Below are 15,772 nucleotides of genomic sequence, written 5' to 3' on the forward strand. Positions count from 1 at the left end.
GAGTCAGCGCTTGCGCGCGCGCAGGCGGGCGAGCAGCTCGTCACGATTCTCCGGCGCGGTGACCGCACGGGGCCCCGGGCCGCGCTCTGGTGCCGTCGGGGCAGGCTCGGCCGCCGCTGCCGCGGCTGCGGAGCCGAGGGGCTGCGACACGACCTCGGGGGCGCTCTGCTCGGGAGCGCTCGGTTCGGGCTGCGCCGGCTCGGCCACGTCGCTGCCGATCACCGGCTCGGGCTCGAGCACCAGCGGCGTCAGCTCGGCAGCGGGCGGGCGGCGGGAGCGGCGCTCTTTTCGGCGTTCACTCATGACCCGATCGATGAAGCGCTTGGTGCCCGCATCGAAACGACGGAAACGCACGCGGAGGCCGCCGGGACGGTCGCCCTCCGCGGCCACGGCCTTGTGAACCTTGCCCTCGGCCCGCACGGGCTTGCTGCCATCCTCCAGCACGATCTCGAAGCGCACCACCGTGTCCTTGGGCAGCGCGGGCTGATCGATGAGCAAGACGGCCTTGTCGTCGATGCTCCACGCCTCGGCCACGAGATATGCGTCTTCGTCCGCGAACGGACGGTGCACACGCAGAACGACGGGATCCGCCACGGAGAGGTTCGACATTTCTACCGGTACCAGCGCCGCGAGGCAAATCGGCGTCGCGTATCCCGGGCGCTGGGGTAGGCTTCGGCGCGGTCCATGACGGGTCGGAAGGTTCTGATACTGGGGTCCGGTGGGCGCGAGCACGCCCTGGCCGACGCGTTGCTCGCGTCGCCATCGGTGGGCGAGGTCGTCGTTTCACCCGGCAACGCCGGCACGGCTTCCGTGCCCGCTTGGCTCTCGGCGCCGAAGCGCCTGCGCAACGCCAGCGGAGCACCCCTCGACCTGGCCCGAGCCGAGCGCCCCGACTTGATCGTCGTCGGCCCCGAGGCGCCGCTGACGGAGGGGCTGATCGACGAGCTCGGGCAGGCGGGCTTCCTCGCCTACGGTCCGAGCCGGCGCGCCGCGGCGCTGGAGGGCTCGAAGGCCTTCATGAAAGACTTCGCGCGGCGCCACGGCCTGCGCACCGCGCGGCACGAGAGCGTCACCGACTCGGCCGCCGTGGAGCGCGTGGTGCGGAGCTTCGACGAGCCTCCGGTGGTGAAGGCCGACGGCTTGTGCGCGGGCAAGGGCGTCGTGGTCGCCGAGTCCCACGCCGAAGCGATCGGCGCCGCCCGCGAGATGCTCGGCGGTCGCTTCGGCCAAGCCGGCGCCAGGGTCGTGATCGAGGAGCGCCTGCTGGGGCACGAGGCGAGCGTACACGCGGTGTGCGATGGCGAGCGCGCCTTCCTGCTGCCAGCTGCTCAGGACCACAAGCGCATCGGTGACGGTGACACCGGCCCCAACACCGGGGGCATGGGCACCTACGCTCCGGCCCCGCTCGTCACCCCGGAGCTCGGCGAGCGCATCCGCCGCGAGATCATCGAGCGCGCCGTGGCCGGCATGGCAGCCGACGGTAACCCGTTCCGCGGCACCCTGTTCGCCGGGCTGATGATCACGCCGGCGGGAGAGCCTTGCCTGCTCGAGTTCAACGTGCGCTTCGGAGACCCGGAGACGCAGGTGCTGATGAACGTGATCGACGGGGACTTGGCCGAGCTGCTCGCGGGGGCCGCGGCGGGACGCATGTCCCCGGGCTCTCTTCGGGTCTCCCCGCGGCACGCCGTGTGCGTCGTGCTCGCGGCGCCTGGTTATCCGGGTACGCCCCGGACGGGTACGCCGATCCTCGGGCTCGACGCTGCGGCTGCTCTGGAGGGCGTGCGCGTCTACCACGCTGGCACGCGCCTCGACGCCGCGGGCTGCGTGACCAGCGGCGGTCGCGTGCTCGGAGTGACCGCGCGCGGCGAGACGCTGGTCGAGGCGCATGCGCGCGCCTACCGTGCCGCAGAGTTGATCGAGTTCGAGGGCAAGCAGATGCGCCACGACATCGCAGCGCAGGCGCTGCCCGTACGATGACCACGAGCTTGGACGCGGCGCTCGGCGTGCTCCGTCGCGACGGCGTCGTCGCGGCGGCGACCGAGTCCCTGTTTGGCCTCTTGGCAGACGCGACCTCGCCGACGGCGGTCGACAGGGTCGCGGCGCTGAAGCCGCGCTCGGACAAGGCCTTGCCGCTGATCCTGCCGAACCGTGAGAGCTGGACGCTGGTCGCCGCGGAGATCCCCGAGCTGGCCCGAGCGCTGGCGGAAGCGTTCTGGCCCGGGCCGCTCACGCTCGCGGTGCCCGCCCGGGCCTCTCTCGATGCTCACCTGGTCGAGGGGGGAACGGTCGCGGTCCGCCTGCCCGCGGCGTCGCCGGCGGCGCGCCTCTGCTCGGCCTTCGGCCGCCCGTTGACGGCGACCAGCGCGAACCCGAGCGGCTCGCCGCCCACGGCCGACGCGCGGGTCGTGCGTCGGAGCTTCGCGACCGAAATTGCTGCCGGCAACCTGTTCGTGGTCGACGAGCCCGCGCCCGGTGGCCCGCCTTCCACCGTGATCGTCGTGCGCGGTGACGCACTGGAGATCGTGCGCGAGGGCGCCATCGACGCCGGGCGGATCGCGAGGGTCGTAGAGTCCGCCCGCTCCGGCGGGCAAATGCGATAGCATTCGCCCGCATGGCAGACGTAGCTCCGCTCGCGCCGCTCTCTTACGCTCCCGACCTGTTGCCACAGGTCGTGGCGCCTCCCTACGACGTGATCGACGCCGAGCTCCGCCGAACGCTCTCGGCGCGCCATCCGGAGAACGTCGTTCACGTGGACCTGCCCAGCGGCGAAGGTGCCGCGAAGTACGCGGAGGCGCGCCGGCTCCTGACCGACTGGCAAGCGCGCCGGGTCCTGGTCCGCGACGCGCAGCCCGGGTTCTGGCGCTACGCCCAGACCTTCGACCCGCCCGGCGGCGGCGAGCGGCGCACGCGCCGTGGCTTCTTCGCGCTGGTCAAGGTGGAGCCGTACTCGGCTCGCGTGGTCCTGCCACACGAGCGCACCCTGACCGGGCCCAAGCTCGATCGCCTGGAGCTCGGCCGTGCGACGCGCACCGCGATCTCGCCGGGTTTCATGCTGTACTCGGATCCGGAGCGTGCGCTCGACGCTCACCTCGAAGACGGCACGCCCATCGCCGACTTTTCCACGGACGACGGCGTGCGGCACCAGCTCTGGCGCGTGAGCCGCGCCACATCGGTGGTGCGTATCGCCAGCGCCCTCTCCGACGCGCGCCTGCTGATCGCCGACGGGCACCATCGCTACGAAACGGCGCTGGCGCTCTCCGGCGAGATCGACGCCGAGGCGCGCGCAGCAGGACACCGCGTGCCGGAGCGTGCGGAGCACCACTACTTCCCGGTGCTGCTCGCCAACGGCGACGATCCGGGTTTGGTGGTGTTTCCGACGCATCGCCTGGTGCACTCCCTCGCCCAGGCCGACCTCGCCACGCTGCTGGTCCGGGCGGAGGAGCTGTTCGCCGTCACGCCCGCCAGCGGCGCCGTGGAGGATCTCGCGAGCGCGCTCGCCAGGGCGCCCGAGGCCAGCTTGTGCGTGGTGGGCCCCGACGGCCGCGCCGCGCTCCTGGTCGCGCGGAGCGACGTCGATCTCGAGTCACACCCCGTGCTCGGCAAGCGCCCGGCGGTGTTGCGTCAGACCGCGGTCACTCTGCTCCACGACGGGCTGCTCGAGCACGTGCTCGGCATCTCCCCCGAGGCGCAAGCGGCGAAGACCAACATCCGCTACCTGCAAGACGCTCGCGCAGGGGTCGCCGCCCTGGGCAGCGGCGCTGGGCAGCTCTTGTTCCTGATGAAACCGACGCCGGTCTCCGTCGTGCGCAAGGTCGCGGAGGCTGGCGAGGTGATGCCGCAGAAGTCGACCTTCTTCTATCCGAAGGTGCCGACGGGGCTGTTCTTCCACACCCTGGATCCCACCCGCAGCGTGAGCTGACCGCGCGCAGGCGCGCGCCTTGACGCGACGCGGCACAGGCGCTACTCGACAGCTCGCGCGAGCGTCGCGCTCCCGAGTCGTTGGGACCCGAACGCCCGCGAGTGGAGCTGTCCCATGCGAGCCATGAACTTCAACGCCGGCCCGGCGGCGCTTCCCCTTTCCGCTCTCGAACGCGCAGCGCGCGAGCTCCTGGATGTCGAGGGGAGCGGCATGAGCATCATGGAGCACAGCCATCGCGGCAAGACCTACGAGGCGATCCACAACCAGGCCATCGCGCTCACGCGAGAGCTGCTCGGCGTTCCGGACAGCTACGACGTGCTCCTGCTCCAGGGTGGCGCGAGCCAGCAGTTCGCGGTGGTCCCCATGAACCTGCTCACGCCCGACAAGAGCGCCGATTACGTCCTCACCGGCTCCTGGTCGCAGAAGGCCTACAAGGAGGCGAAGACCGTGGGCAAGGCGCGAGTGGCGTGCAGCACCGAGGTCGACAAGAAGTTCACTCGCATCCCCAAGCAGAGCGAGCTCGAGCTCGATCCTGCGGCAGCGTACGTCCACATCACCAGCAACAACACCATCTTCGGCACCCAGTGGCAGGCGTTCCCGGACACCGGCAGCGTGCCGCTGGTGGCGGACATGTCGAGCGACATCATGTGGAGGCCCTTCGACGTGTCGAAGTTCGGGCTGATCTACGCCGGCGCGCAGAAGAACCTGGGACCTTCGGGCGTGACGCTCGTGATCGCGAAGAAGGAGCTGGTCGCCGCGGGGCGCAAGGACATCCCCGCCATCTTCCAGTACCGCACCCACGCCGAGAACAACTCGCTCTACAACACGCCTCCGACGTTCGGCGTGTACATCCTGCGCAACGTGCTCGAAGCCGTGAAGCAGGCCGGCGGCCTTGGCGCGATGGAGAAGCACAACCAGGACAAGGCAGCGCTCTTGTACGCGGCCATCGACGCGCGCCCGGATTTCTTCCGCTGCCCCGTCGACAAGGACAGCCGCTCCAGCATGAACGTGGTGTTCACGCTGCCGACCGAGGCCCTGGAGGCAGAGTTCCTGGCCGAGGCCAGCCGTCGCAAGATGGTCGGACTGAAGGGGCATCGCTCGGTGGGCGGCATCCGCGCCAGCATCTACAACGCTTGCAGCCGGGAGTGGGTGCAGGCGCTGGTGGACCTGATGACCGAGTTCCAGAAGGGCCGCTGAGCCCGCGTTCTCGAGACTCGCTGTCTTGGCAAGAGCAGATCGCGAGTCGCCACTGAAGTCGACACCCAACGCGAATTCCGGCGAACGCGCTTCGCGATACCCGGAGGGCTCATGATTGATCGGATCTCGCGCAGGCGAGCGCGGCGAGGAAGCCAACCTCGTAGTCGAGGACCTTTTGGTAGCCCTTCCCCAGGGTCTGCCAGCCCGGCATGCCGTTGTTTCGCAAATGGCCGCCGAGTCGGGCAACGGCGAGCAGTGCATCCCCGATTGTTCTTGGGACCGCCGGGAGTCGGAGCTTGAACTTGACGACCAGCAACTGCGGCTCGGTCAGGATGGTTGTGGCTGGTTGCTCGGGCGCGACGCGGGCCAGCGAGCGCATGAGCAGGAGGCGCCAGGCGATGGGCAGAAACACTGCCAGGGCATTGCTCAATGCCTGATACGACTCGAGTTGTCGCTTCTCGAGCGAACACCCTTGCTTGAGTGCCTTGAAGAACTCCTCGATCACCCAGCGGCTGCGATAGTAGTCGACAACGGTGGCGAGCTCGGCGGTGGTGTCGATTGGCTCGGTGGTGAGCAAGACCCATTCGATCGGCGGCTCGCCTTCGATCGGTGCCAGCTCCCAGACTCGCACAACGTTCAGCTCGATGGCTGCCGTCGAGTGCTTGCAGTTGCGCGGACGCACCACCGTCAAGCGCCGACCAGCCACGCCGACCTCCGCGCTTCGCGCGTTTCGCGGCGGATGCTCTTTCGCGGCGTGCGCGCGACTGCTCCGCGGCCTTGACGACACCGAAATCGTGCGGGATAGCTGCGGTTCGAGCTCCGACAGGGCCGCGCGCAAACAGACTCCGACTTCTTCGGTTCCTCGGTCGCGAGCCGAGCGGATGACGTAACGAGAGCCGAGTTCCTGGGCCTTCGCCAGCACCTCGAAGATGTCTGCTTCGCGGTCCATCACGTGAACTAGTTGGCTATCCGGGCATCTCGAATGGACGGCATCGAGCATCGCTGGCCAGCGCAACGACTCGCGCTCGGGATCCTTCCGGCGATCGGCTGCGCGGCCCCGACGCCCACCCTTGTACTTGGTCCTGACGTGCTGGTGCAGGCCAAGCACACCAAGTGGCAGTCGGTCCTCACCCGGAAGCACGGCCAGCGCGACATGAGCGAGGAAGCCTTGACCACCGCCAGACGTAGCCCCCAGCCCCTCGCGCCGACTGGAGCCGCCGAGCGTCACCTCAGTTGTGTCGTGTGCCACGATGCACACGCCCTCAGAGCGCACGCGCTCCGCAGTCGCCAATAGGTGTGGTTCGAGGACCTCAGCCGCGGCGACCTGCTCGTTTCGCAGGAATCGGTAGACGCCCTCCAGCTCGGATGGGGTATCGACGGCCTGAGGAAAACCCACCCCCGGCGACGTCATCACCTTCTCGGCGAGCCACTTCAGCCGATCGCTGCGCCGTCTGTCGCCGAGTATTGCGCCCTCGAACTCAACCGAAATCGGCTGGTTCAGCCACTCCGTTGCTCGCATTTCACCCGTAGATCATACGGCGGCGGTCCTGGCAACGAGATGTGTATGATCCTGAGCCGGAGGGGTAGGCCGGCGCACCCGCGCCGTCAGGTGGGAGTCGTCGCCAAGCTGTTCTGTCCGCAGCTCGGCGAGTACCCTGAAGAAAACGAGCCCTGGCGGCGAACGCGGGCCGCGAAGGAGCGAGGCCCGAGTCAGAGCCGGGGAGGGGCGAAGGTCGTCGCGATGACCTTGCCCTTCCCGTCCTTGACCCGGGTGCCACCCGCGCTGAGGAACGGCAGCGAGCCGAGCACCAGCGCGGCGGCGACGCCCATGGTGACGATGCCCGCGGTCTGGAGCGAGGCGCGGTCCTCGAGCTTGCCGTAGCTCCACAGGCCCATTCCGACGAGCCCCAGCGGGATGCCGCCGGCGAACCCCACGGTTCCGATGGTCTTCGAGCGTGCGCTGCCGCCCTCGACCTTGAGGTTCGCGGTGCCGCGACCCGGGTCGATGCGGAAGACGTTCGACGCCGTCATGCCCGGGGCGCGCACCCTGGCGTCCATGCCCTCCACGCGCAGCGTCCGGTCGCACGGGGCGCGGCAGGCCTGCGTCCAATCGGTGTCGTCGATGTAGCTCCTGAGCTCGAGCACGGCGTCCGGGTAGTCGACGAAGACGTGAACGAAGGCGGAGTGCAGCGTCGGCGAGTCGTCGAGCGGGCCAGCGTCGGGAGGCGGCGCGCTCGGCGCCGCGGCGCTCTTCGACGGCGGGAGCGCGACCTGATGGGGTGGGGCCGCCGCCTCGGCAGGCTCGGCCACTGCTGCGTCCGTCTCGACGCTGCCGCTCGGCGCGCCATCCGTCCCGGCGCCCGCGTCCTCTGGCGCAGGGGGTCCAGCGCCCAAGAGCGCCGTCAGGGAAGTCGAGAGCACCAGGGCGGCTGCCCAGCTCGGTCGGGCCATCGGGCCCGATGGAACCCCTCGCTCGTTCGCGCTGCAAGGCCTTGACGGGGGCGCTCGGCGAGCGCTACGCGGGCAGGCGTGGACCCCGTCGTCGATCTCGCCCCGGGAGCCGACCACGACCCGCTGGCTCGGCAGATCGCCGAGCGCATTCGCGCCTCGATCACGCGCGAAGGCTCGAAGCGCGATTTCGACCGCATGCGCGGCGCAGTGGGCATCGTGGCCGACGACGCCGACACCGCGCTGACGCTGCGCTTCGATTTTGGCCGGCTGACGATTCACGAAGGCTTGATCGGAGTCCCGACGGTGACCATCCGCGGAATCACCCTGGGGCTGGATGCCTTGTCCGAGCTGCCAGCCCTGCCGGCGCGCGGAGTGGTGGCGTCGGGACGCTCGCTGGCGCAGGTGCTGGGAGCGCTGCGATCGGGCAAGCTCAAGATCTACGGCCTGACATCGCATCCGCGCCTCGTCTATCGCCTGCTTCGCCTGCTGTCGTCCGACGCCGGCAAAGCTGGCTGACGAGCTCGGAATTGCGGCCGATCTCGCCCGAGCGGGGGCGCCGGCTTTGACGGATGGGACCGAGACCGGTAGCGTATCCAGGAAGCTAGGCGGAATTTCGCGTGAGCCGATACCGACTCCGGTTCTTGTTGCAGGAAATCGACTTGCCCCAAGGGGACACCTTGGTCGGGCGGAGCGCCTCCTGTCACGTGACCATCGAGGATCCGTTGGTGTCGCGCCAGCACGCGCGCTTCCGCATCGAGGGCAACCGCGCCACGGTGGAGGACATGGGGTCGCGCAACGGCCTGGTGATCAACGGCCGCACGGTGCGCGGAGCCCACGAGCTGTCGGACGGTGACCGGGTGCGCATCGGGACGCAGGAGCTGGTGTTCTGTGCGGTGCGGACCCCGGCAAAGACCGGACCGAGCGTGGGCACTCGACCCACCGGGTTCATGTGCCACTGCGCCGCCTGCGGACTGCCGTACCCGATGGAGTCTCCGCAGTGCCCGAGCTGCGGCTCGCGCGAACGCATGGACGAGGACACGGTCAGCGGGGTGGTCGGCGAGCCGAACCGCAACTGGACCCTCGAGCTCCTGGTCGAGGTGCTCCAGCGCGCCGCTTCTCTCCACCGCTGGGACGACGTCGATCGCATGCTCAGGCGCTCGCAGGCCAACATCGAGGAGCGGGTGCAGAGCGGCCAGCCCGTCCAGCAAGAGCACCTGGACCGGCTCGCGGAGGCGGCCGCGCGGCTGGCGGAGGAGCGGCAGTCGGCGGAGTGGGGCAACTGGCTGCTCGACGTCTACGCCGCCCTCGGCATGGTGCCGCACCCCACGATATCCGAGCGCCTGTCCACGCTGCCGCCTCAGGCTCGCAAGTCACTGGCACCTGCTGCCACACGAGTGCTCGAGAGCGTCACGGCCCGCGGCGGTCCAACCGAGGAAGACCGCGACGGGTTCCTGCGCGTCGAGTCGCTGACGGTCTCGCGGTGAATGGGCTACGTCCTCCGCTACAAGAGCCACGAGATCGAGCTCAAGCCCGGCCGATTCGTGATCGGTAGAGCTGCGAGCTCGGAGCTCGCGCTGGACGATCCGCTGGTCTCCCGCCAGCACGCCGTCTTGGTCGTTGCACCCGACGGCGTCAGCGTTGAAGACCTGGGTAGTCGCAACGGCGTACTGGTGAACGACGCGCGCATCGACGGGACGGTGCGGCTGAAGTCCGGCGACCGCGTGAAGATCGGATCGCAGGAGATGCTGCTCTCGCTGGACGCCGCGGCGCCGCGGGCCGTGACCCGCGCTGCACCGACGGCCCGGTTCTCGGCCTTCGGGGTCGTCGGCAGCCTCGCGGACAAGGCCCTGGCGCTCGGCCACCCGGACGAGGCCGAGCGGCTGCTCGCCGGGCCGCTCGAAGACATCGCCGCCAAGGCCGAAGCGGGCCGCGCGGCAGACTCCGACACCAACGAGAAGGCGGCGGCGTTCGCCACGCGCCTGGCGCTCGCGACGGGCAAGGCCAACTGGGTCGACTATGCGATTCGCCTGTACCAGGCGCTCGAGCGCCCGCTGCCGGTGACCGTCGTCGACGCCCTCCACGAGGTGCTGCGCAAGGTGGGCGCCGTGGATCGCGTACAGCTCAGGGCCTACGTCGAGTCTCTTCGAGCCCGGGCGCCGGAGCTCTCGCCGAGCGAGCGCTTCTTGATCGGCAGAATCGAAGGGCTGGAGCGCCTGGCCGCCCTGCGCTGAGGGGTGGAATCGCCCCCGATTCGCGGTATGGTTCTCGGGCTATCCGTGAGTGACGTTCGGCGCACCGACCCGGTGGTGAAGCAGCTCGAGACCACCGAGCGAGCGGTGCGCTTCTCGCTGCTGTACCGCGGGCATCGCTTCGAGCTGAAGCCCGGCACCTTGGTCATCGGGCGCGGCACGGGCTGTCAGCTGGTGCTCGACGACGCGTTGGTCTCACGCAAGCACGCGGAGCTCGAGGTCACCGAGAGCACGGCCGTCCTGGTGGACCTGGGCAGCGTGAACGGCGTGTTCGTCAACGGGCTCCGTGTGAGCGGCCGGCGTCCGCTCATCGACGGCGACAAGCTCGTGATCGGCCAGCAGGAGATGACGATCTTCGCCGCGGTGAACCCGTCGCTCCTGCCGGAGTCGCCCACGGCGCGCCTGAGCGCCGACACGTTGGTCGGGCTCGAATCGCCGCTCATCCAGGCGGCGAAGCCCGCCGCGGACGAGTCGGAGGCCACCCACCAGGGCGACGCGCTCAGCCTGCTCGGCGGCGTCGTGGACAAGGTGCTCGCGCTCGGGCGCGGCGACGAGGCCGAGCGCATCATCGGCCCGTACCTCCGGAACTACCTGGCGACGGCCCAGAAGGCGAGCTCCGCGTCGCCGGAGGCGGCCGAGAAGGCGGTCGGCTACGCGGTCAAGCTCGCGGCAGCCACCCGCAAGGGGGAGTGGATCGACTACGCGTTCGCCCTCTACACGGTCTGCCGGCGACCCCTGCCCGGCCCCGTCGTAGACCAGCTCTACACGGTGCTGCGCCAGGTCTCGGGGCTGAACATCAATCTTCTTAGGGGGTACGTCGCGGTCCTGCGCTCCGTTTCGGCGCGACTCGGTCCGAACGAACGCTTCCTGGCTCAGCGCATCGAGGGTCTGGAGCGCCTCGCTTCGGCTTGAGCCGGGGCTTTCGCTCTTGGTTGGCCAGCGACTGGCGCATGGCGGTGGCGATGACGTCGCGCAGCGCCGGGTCCTCCACCTGCTCCAGGCGCGCCGCCGCGTCTGCGGGCAGCTCGACGGGTCTCGGGATACGGCGCGCTGGGGCTTGCTCCGCGCGCTTGGCCACTGCGCCGGTGCGGAACCGAATCGAGCTGACCCCGAGCCCGCGCTTCCGGAGCCGGTCCATGATCTCGTCCGCCAGGAACGACAGCTCCTGCGCCCACACCGGCGAGGCCACCACGACGGTGAGCACGCCACTGTCGAGGTTACCGGGCGCGCTGCGCTGAGCGATGCGGTCGCCGGCAATTTCTCGCCAGGTCTCGTGATCCAGGGCCACGCCCGCGCGTCGCGCGGCCGTGTTCCGGGCCTGTGTCAAGAGCTGACCGAGTGGCTCAGGCCCCTTCTTGCGGGTCGTGGAGCGCCTCACCATGGGCGTGGGAAGCTAGCACGTTCAGCCCAGGCCGAGCGCGTGGCCGAGGGCCGCGTATTGTCCGCGGATGGCCAAGAACCGGTCCTTCGGATCGGCGGCGAGTGACTGGAGCACCCAGTCGTCCATGGCGACGGGGAGCGCCGGCGCGAGCGCACACAGGCTCGGCCGCGGAGCCTTCATGACCTGTGTCATCAGCTCGAACAGGTTGTCCGACTCGAACGGCGGCCTGCCGCCGAGCGCGCGGAACACGATCGCCCCGAACCCGTACACGTCCACGCGCTGGTCGAGCACCGAAGAGTCGCCCGCCCACGCCTCCGGGGCGATGTAGCTCGGCGAGCCGGCGATCTGACCGAACTCCGTCATCGGTCGCGAGCGCGTGAACTTCGCGAACCCGAAATCGAGCAGCTTCACGCCGCCCCCCAGCGCCGCGTCGAGCACGAAGATGTTCGGCGGCTTGAGATCACGGTGCACGATGCCCTGCGCGTGGGCCTGCTCCAGGGTCGATGCGACGGGGCCGAGCAGATCGAAGAGCTCTCGCGGCGAGATGCGCTGGCCGCTCTCCTCGAGCGCACGCAGGTGATCGTCCAGGTCGCGGCCCACGAGGTACTCGAGCACCAGGCAGGGGCAGCCGTCGTCAGTCCACGCTTGATCCAGGACCCGCACCGCGGCGGTGCGCATCAGGCTGGTCATGGCCCGGGCCTCGCGAAACAGGCGTTCGACCCAGGCCTTGTCCCGAGCCGCCTGCGGGTGCAGCACCTTGAGCGCCACCAGATCCCCGTCGACCTGATCCCGCGCGCGGTACACCGCGCTCTGGCCGCCGACCGCCAGCAGCGCCTCCACCCGGTAGCGGCCGCGGATCAGCTCGCCGGTCCGGTCCAGAGGGGGGCGCAGGCTCATGGGCAGCTTTTTGGTTAACACGCCGCGCTCAGGGGCGGCAGGGATTGGACGGGCGGTGGCGCTGCACCTGGCGCGGCAGGGCTTTCACGTGCTCGGTACGGGGCGGAGGCTCGACTCCCTGGCGGCGCTCCGGCCGAGGCCGTCGGGCTTCGGCTCGACACCCTGCCACTCGATGTGACTGGCGCCGCGTCCATCGACGCGGCTCGCGCCGAGATCGACCGCCTCACGGACGGCCACGGCGTCGACGTGCTGGTCAACAACGCCGGCTTCGGCATCGCGGCACCATTGATCGAGGCCTCCGACACCGACGTGCGGGCACAGTACGAGACCAACGTGTTCGGGCTGCTCGCGGTCACGCGGGCCTTCGTGCCTGCGATGCTCTCGCGCCGCTCGGGTCGGATCATCAACGTGAGCAGCGTCGGTGGCCGGGTGACCCTGCCGTTCATGGGCGCCTACAACTCGACGAAGGACGCGGTGGAATCGCTGTCGGACGCGCTGCGGCGCGAGCTTCTGCCGTTCGGCATTCGTATCTCCGTGATCGAACCGGGGCTCATCCGGAGCGAGTTCGCGGACAAGTCCATGGCCTTCGTCGCGACGCGAACCGAGCCTTCCGCCTCGCCGTTCGCGGAGGTCTACGCGAACGCCGGGGCGATCCGCGCGGCCTCCGAGCAGGGCGCGGTGGGGCCGGAGTGCATTGCGCTGGCGGTCGAGCGCGCGATCACCGCCCGCCGCGCGCGCGCTACGTGGCCCCATGGTCCGCACGCTCGTTCCTGTTCCTGGCCAGCGCAATGCCCACGTCCTGGCTGGACGCGCTCTTCGCCTGGGGCCTCGCGAGGCTCGGTCGCCGAGAGCGGGCGACCGCGGGGACGCGGCCGGCGAGCGCGCTCTCGGGGTGAGGAACGACTGGCGCACCGGGCCCCGGATCGGCTATAGACCCGCATTCCCGAGCCGAAGTGGCGGAATGGCAGACGCGGCGGACTCAAAATCCGCTTCCCTAACGGGAGTGTGGGTTCAAGTCCCTCCTTCGGCACCGAGCGAGCGCGGCGTCAGCGCCAACTGACGCCGCCGTCGTCGCTGGCGAGCATCTCGACGCGCAGGCGCATGCGCTGGTCGCGCCGCCAAAACACGAACAGCTTGCCTTGGGCCGTCGTGGCGCGAACGTCCACCGGCGTGCCGTCCGAGTTGGGGGCGCCGAGGAGCGTGGGGCGCCCGAACTGCCAGTGGCCGAAGCGCGCGACCTGCGCGTAGACGCTGCCGTGAACGACGTGCACCACGAGCACGACCTCGCCTTCGCAGCTCGCGACGCTGTGCCTTCCCGCCCGGGCCGCGGTCACCACCACGGGCGCGCCGGCGTCCATCGGGACCATGCGGTTGCCGATGGGGCTGACCAGCGTCAACGCATCTTCGGCGCGCGCCAGGAGGGCCGGCGGGCAGCTCCCGCACACGCGCGTGAGCTCACTCGCAGGCGGAGCGTCGAACCGGTACGTGAAGAGACGCGCGGCGCCGATCGCGGCGAACAACGATCGGTCGGCGAAGCGAGCCGCAAACGGAAACAGCTTCTCGCCGGCGACGCCGCAGCGGCTCTCCGTCGCTGGCTCGGCGACCAGCCTGCCGGCTGGGAGCTCCACGCGATCGACGGGGGTCCAAGCCGCGCCGGCCTTCGGCACGTCGTAGAGCACCAGCGAGCTCGAGGGACCGGCCGCTTCGAACGACACGAGGCGCGGCCGCGGTTCGGTCGCGGCCGCGATCAGGGTGCCGGTCGGCGCCGGCAAGAGCTCGAGCTGGCCCGGGGTGGTCAGTCGAACCAGCGCGCCGCCCACGCGGCTCGGATCACGCGGACCGATGGCCAGCGTGGGGACGAGCTGCTTCTTCGGGCCTTCGCTCAGCCAGACGGGGGTGCCCGCGGCGAGCGGCTCGAGGCCCTCGGGGAGGGCCGGGACCTCGATGGCGTCTTCGAAGCGCTGCCCGCCGTCCGCCAAGCGCACGATGAAGCTGGTCTTGTAGGCGCCTTTCTCGTCGCGCTGGGTCGAGAGTACGAGCTGCGGCGCGCCCTGGGCGAAGCCCACGGCAGGCAGCGCCGGCAGGCCGTCGGCGCGCCCCGCCGAGCCGGCCACGAACTCGAAGCTCTTGCCGCCGTCCTTCGAGCTGCCGAGTCGAAGACCGATACTGGCACTGTCCCGCTCGCGCGTCGCGAAGGCCAGCCGGAGCTCGCCCTCGCTCCCCGGGTCGACCGAGAAGGCGGTCTTCAGCAGGAACTCCGCGGGCGCGTCCAGCACCAAGCGCGGTACGGGGAGCGCGCGCGCCGGGATGGCACGTTCGCTCGGCGGGCACGCGCCGAGCTCCAGGCTGCCTTCCCCGATGGCGACGCGACACGCACCTTTGAGCAGGCCGGCCACGCCGCTCTCCAGAGACTCGAGCTCCCCGGCGGCCAGCACGTCGGCGCGCTCGCCGAAGCGTGCCTCGCCGAGCACGCGGACGATGGTGTCGAGCTCCCGCACCCCCTCCCTGTCGCGCGCCCAGCGCAGGGCGCCTAGGTCTCCCAGCGTCGCGTGCGCCCGCGCAGCCAAGGAGGCGCAACCGCCGAGCGGCGTGGAGCTCGCGGGTGACAGCTCGACCGCTTCGCGCAGCGTTGCGGCGTCGCCGCTCGCTGCCTGCACGCACTCCGAGAGCTCCACCGAGGCCTCGTAGAGCTGCTTCGAGAGCAGCTTCCCCCGGCTGCGCGCCGACAGCCACGACACCCCGAGGGCGATCGGCAGCGCCAGGAGCAGCAGCGCCAGGAGCGCGTTCTTCGTCCGCAAGGGGGCCGGGGCCGGGGGGCCTGCGGGCTTGTCCGGGGCTCCGCCCGCGCCGACTTCGTCCACGGGGACATGCTAACTTCTTTTCTTCGATGGGCGCTGGTCGGGGATCGATGATTTTGTCGCTGTCCTTGCTCTTGCCGGCGTGTTCCGCGGAGGGCGAGAGCAGCGCGGCGTCCGGCGGCACTGGGGGCTCGCCCTCTGGGGGCGGAAGCGGCGGAGCCGCGGGCGCATCCGGCTCGGGTGCCGCTCACTCGGGCGGAGCCGGGAGCGGGGGCGGCGGAACGGGCGGCGCGAGCGGGGGCGGCGGCGCGAGCGGGGGCGGCGGCGCGAGCGGGAGCGGCGGCGCGAGCGGGAGCGGCGGCGCCGCGGGTGCTGGAGGCGCTTGCGTCGATCCCGGACCCGAGCCCAACGACAGCGTGGTCCTGGCGACTCCCGCTTGTGGCACGCCGGTCTGCGAGATCGGCGACTGCAACAACGAGGGTTCGAGCGGCTATGGCGGTCCCAAGCCCAGCATCCAGGGCGTGGTCTCGAGCGGCGATCTCGATCACTTCCGCTTCGACGGCAAGGACGAGCTCGGCCTGTGTCAGGTGGACGCCACTGCCAAGACCAAGGACTCCGGCTTCCGGCTGTGCCTGTTCGTCTCGTGCAAGCACGGCGCCAGCAAGGTCAGCGCGTGTCCCGGCGGGCTGGCGGTGGACACCAGCGGCGCCCCCGGCTGCTGCGTCCAAGCGCCGAACGAGGTCAAGATCGACTACGACTGCACCGGCAGCCCCAGCGACGACGACTCGGCGCGCGTCACGGTGCGGATCGACGAGGCCACGGCCTGCACGCCGTACACCGTCGATTATCACTTCTGACCTGGATTTCGCTCTTTCGTGCC

General features: G+C 70.5%; 16 protein-coding genes and 1 tRNA gene. 11 read left to right on the forward strand and 6 right to left on the reverse strand.

From position 1 onward, the window contains the following. Window positions 1-3 precede the first annotated feature (3 nt). Entirely contained in the window at window positions 4-609 is a 606-nt protein-coding gene (locus HS104_08270) for a hypothetical protein (protein ID MBE7479965.1), read from the reverse strand. A 75-nt stretch (window positions 610-684) separates the two neighbouring features. On the opposite strand from HS104_08270, the gene purD reads away from it, so the two are divergent. The 4 genes from purD to serC all read left to right on the forward strand — a co-directional run bounded on the left by purD (window position 685) and on the right by serC (window position 5,116). Then, window positions 685-1,977 (forward strand): phosphoribosylamine--glycine ligase, encoded by a 1,293-nt coding sequence (gene purD / locus HS104_08275; protein MBE7479966.1) that lies wholly within the window; start codon window positions 685-687, stop codon window positions 1,975-1,977. Further along, the gene (locus HS104_08280; GenBank protein MBE7479967.1) at window positions 1,974-2,600 is read left to right on the forward strand and encodes an L-threonylcarbamoyladenylate synthase; all 627 of its coding nucleotides are present in this window, start codon (window positions 1,974-1,976) and stop codon (window positions 2,598-2,600) included. The genes purD and HS104_08280 overlap by 4 nt, the downstream gene beginning before the upstream one ends. Before the next feature lie 11 nt (window positions 2,601-2,611). Next, complete coding sequence (locus HS104_08285; protein ID MBE7479968.1) at window positions 2,612-3,919, forward strand: DUF1015 domain-containing protein; 1,308 nt, start codon at window positions 2,612-2,614, stop codon at window positions 3,917-3,919. Window positions 3,920-4,033: 114 nt separating this feature from the next. Then, window positions 4,034-5,116, forward strand: a complete 1,083-nt coding sequence (gene serC / locus HS104_08290) for a 3-phosphoserine/phosphohydroxythreonine transaminase (GenBank protein MBE7479969.1) — start codon at window positions 4,034-4,036, stop codon at window positions 5,114-5,116. A 109-nt stretch (window positions 5,117-5,225) separates the two neighbouring features. Here the strand turns inward: serC and HS104_08295 are convergent, their stop codons facing one another. Together HS104_08295 and HS104_08300 are read right to left on the reverse strand one after the other, a co-directional pair. Continuing rightward, entirely contained in the window at window positions 5,226-6,635 is a 1,410-nt protein-coding gene (locus tag HS104_08295; GenBank protein ID MBE7479970.1) for an IS4 family transposase, read from the reverse strand. Between the two features lie 191 nt (window positions 6,636-6,826). Next, window positions 6,827-7,567 (reverse strand): hypothetical protein, encoded by a 741-nt coding sequence (locus tag HS104_08300; GenBank protein ID MBE7479971.1) that lies wholly within the window; start codon window positions 7,565-7,567, stop codon window positions 6,827-6,829. A gap of 78 nt (window positions 7,568-7,645) precedes the next feature. Here HS104_08300 and HS104_08305 point away from each other — a divergent pair, with 78 nt between their 5' ends. The 4 genes from HS104_08305 to HS104_08320 all read left to right on the forward strand — a co-directional run bounded on the left by HS104_08305 (window position 7,646) and on the right by HS104_08320 (window position 10,728). Then, window positions 7,646-8,083 carry a hypothetical protein gene (locus tag HS104_08305; protein MBE7479972.1) on the forward strand — a complete coding sequence of 146 codons (438 nt, stop codon included), beginning with the start codon at window positions 7,646-7,648 and terminating at the stop codon, window positions 8,081-8,083. A gap of 101 nt (window positions 8,084-8,184) precedes the next feature. Then, entirely contained in the window at window positions 8,185-9,051 is an 867-nt protein-coding gene (locus tag HS104_08310) for an FHA domain-containing protein (GenBank protein ID MBE7479973.1), read from the forward strand. After that, window positions 9,052-9,798 carry an FHA domain-containing protein gene (locus HS104_08315; GenBank protein MBE7479974.1) on the forward strand — a complete coding sequence of 249 codons (747 nt, stop codon included), beginning with the start codon at window positions 9,052-9,054 and terminating at the stop codon, window positions 9,796-9,798. Window positions 9,799-9,843: 45 nt separating this feature from the next. After that, a complete protein-coding gene (locus tag HS104_08320; protein MBE7479975.1) occupies window positions 9,844-10,728 on the forward strand; it encodes an FHA domain-containing protein in 885 nt (294 codons plus the stop codon). Here the strand turns inward: HS104_08320 and HS104_08325 are convergent. Together HS104_08325 and HS104_08330 are read right to left on the reverse strand one after the other, a co-directional pair. Next, window positions 10,622-11,197 (reverse strand): DUF721 domain-containing protein, encoded by a 576-nt coding sequence (locus HS104_08325; GenBank protein ID MBE7479976.1) that lies wholly within the window; start codon window positions 11,195-11,197, stop codon window positions 10,622-10,624. The two genes, HS104_08320 and HS104_08325, sit on opposite strands and share 107 nt — an antisense overlap. Window positions 11,198-11,218: 21 nt before the next feature. Then, window positions 11,219-12,094 (reverse strand): serine/threonine protein kinase, encoded by an 876-nt coding sequence (locus HS104_08330; protein ID MBE7479977.1) that lies wholly within the window; start codon window positions 12,092-12,094, stop codon window positions 11,219-11,221. A 174-nt stretch (window positions 12,095-12,268) separates the two neighbouring features. Here HS104_08330 and HS104_08335 point away from each other — a divergent pair, with 174 nt between their 5' ends. Both HS104_08335 and HS104_08340 read left to right on the forward strand, forming a co-directional pair. Next, window positions 12,269-13,027 carry an SDR family NAD(P)-dependent oxidoreductase gene (locus HS104_08335; protein MBE7479978.1) on the forward strand — a complete coding sequence of 253 codons (759 nt, stop codon included), beginning with the start codon at window positions 12,269-12,271 and terminating at the stop codon, window positions 13,025-13,027. A 14-nt stretch (window positions 13,028-13,041) separates the two neighbouring features. After that, window positions 13,042-13,124, forward strand: a tRNA-Leu gene (locus HS104_08340). Window positions 13,125-13,140: 16 nt separating this feature from the next. On the opposite strand, the gene HS104_08345 is transcribed toward HS104_08340, so the two are convergent. Further along, window positions 13,141-14,955, reverse strand: coding sequence for a hypothetical protein (locus tag HS104_08345; protein ID MBE7479979.1), 1,815 nt, complete (start codon window positions 14,953-14,955; stop codon window positions 13,141-13,143). Window positions 14,956-15,002: 47 nt separating this feature from the next. On the opposite strand from HS104_08345, the gene HS104_08350 reads away from it, so the two are divergent. Further along, window positions 15,003-15,749 (forward strand): hypothetical protein, encoded by a 747-nt coding sequence (locus HS104_08350; protein ID MBE7479980.1) that lies wholly within the window; start codon window positions 15,003-15,005, stop codon window positions 15,747-15,749. The last annotated feature ends 23 nt before the right edge of the window (window positions 15,750-15,772 follow it).

It is taken from the genome of Polyangiaceae bacterium (assembly GCA_015075635.1).
Taxonomy (GTDB): domain Bacteria; phylum Myxococcota_A; class Polyangia; order Polyangiales; family Polyangiaceae; genus JADJKB01.

What these genes read in the sequence shown, in the direction of transcription:
- HS104_08325 (MBE7479976.1), bottom strand. Translation starts at nt 11,197, where the DNA reads ATGGTGAGGCGCTCCACGACCCGCAAGAAGGGGCCTGAGCCACTCGGT.
- HS104_08295 (MBE7479970.1), bottom strand. Translation starts at nt 6,635, where the DNA reads ATGCGAGCAACGGAGTGGCTGAACCAGCCGATTTCGGTTGAGTTCGAG.
- HS104_08330 (MBE7479977.1), bottom strand. Translation starts at nt 12,094, where the DNA reads ATGAGCCTGCGCCCCCCTCTGGACCGGACCGGCGAGCTGATCCGCGGC.
- HS104_08280 (MBE7479967.1), top strand. Translation starts at nt 1,974, where the DNA reads ATGACCACGAGCTTGGACGCGGCGCTCGGCGTGCTCCGTCGCGACGGC.
- serC (MBE7479969.1), top strand. Translation starts at nt 4,034, where the DNA reads ATGCGAGCCATGAACTTCAACGCCGGCCCGGCGGCGCTTCCCCTTTCC.
- HS104_08285 (MBE7479968.1), top strand. Translation starts at nt 2,612, where the DNA reads ATGGCAGACGTAGCTCCGCTCGCGCCGCTCTCTTACGCTCCCGACCTG.
- HS104_08300 (MBE7479971.1), bottom strand. Translation starts at nt 7,567, where the DNA reads ATGGCCCGACCGAGCTGGGCAGCCGCCCTGGTGCTCTCGACTTCCCTG.
- HS104_08350 (MBE7479980.1), top strand. Translation starts at nt 15,003, where the DNA reads ATGATTTTGTCGCTGTCCTTGCTCTTGCCGGCGTGTTCCGCGGAGGGC.
- HS104_08270 (MBE7479965.1), bottom strand. Translation starts at nt 609, where the DNA reads ATGTCGAACCTCTCCGTGGCGGATCCCGTCGTTCTGCGTGTGCACCGT.
- purD (MBE7479966.1), top strand. Translation starts at nt 685, where the DNA reads ATGACGGGTCGGAAGGTTCTGATACTGGGGTCCGGTGGGCGCGAGCAC.
- HS104_08315 (MBE7479974.1), top strand. Translation starts at nt 9,052, where the DNA reads ATGGGCTACGTCCTCCGCTACAAGAGCCACGAGATCGAGCTCAAGCCC.